Genomic DNA, 814 nt, shown 5'->3' with positions numbered 1-814 from the left:
GTAACGGTTCCGGTAAACTTGATGGAAAAGACATAACAGTAAACGCGGGCGGCAATATATCTTTGCTTAATATTGTAGGCGATTCAGTTGTCTTAAACGCTGGGTATCCTGAGCACACTGTTTTTGGCAAGCCGGGAACGGTTACATTAACAAATTTAACGATAACCGCCGATCTTACCATTTGGTGTATGAGCGTGCTTTCTTTAACTGGAACAAAAAACATTACAGGAAATGTTGAATTAAATACTGATAATACGGATGCCGTGGATATTTTCCTGACTTATTTTAACATAAGCGGTACCTCGGATAATAAATTGCGTTCTGGTGTAACGGGTGTAGATTATGAATTTGGCCCTGCGGATACTAAAAATTGTTTCTGGATTGATTCAAGCGGTATTTTTTCTCCGTGGCCGTTAATTTTACCGTCTCCGGGAGACGGTTTTAATGTTTACATTACAGGTTCAATTACCGCGTTAGGTGATTTAACAATTAATACCACGTCGGGGGATATTATTTTTGAGGGCGATTATGACGCGGACGATTATCTGCTTAATTTAAATACGACAGGCGGAAAAATAAAACAAAGCGCCGGGACAATTACCGTAAACAAAAAAATTACTGTTAATGTTAAAGGAGGAATAAGCCAGAACGACGGTAAAATTACAGCCGGTGAGCTTTATATTACCGCCGGTGAAGCGGTAATATTGGCGCAGAATAACGAAGTGCAAAAATTAACGGTACTTTCCACAGGAGGGGACGTAGAATTTAAAAATCCGCTGATGAAATTTCAGGGATTACCGGCGCTAATGATGTA

General features: G+C 39.9%; 1 protein-coding gene. It reads left to right on the top strand.

All coding sequences use genetic code 11. The annotated features are described in order from the left end of the window. Positions 1-814, top strand: an 814-nt coding sequence (locus ACYVRH_RS13690; RefSeq protein WP_461257443.1) for a hypothetical protein, incomplete at both ends; no start/stop codon positions are given.

This window comes from Treponema sp. R80B11-R83G3 (genome assembly GCF_054786115.1).
The sequence above is the reverse complement of the archived record's forward strand: the minus strand, read 5'-3'. Positions and strand labels throughout refer to the sequence as shown.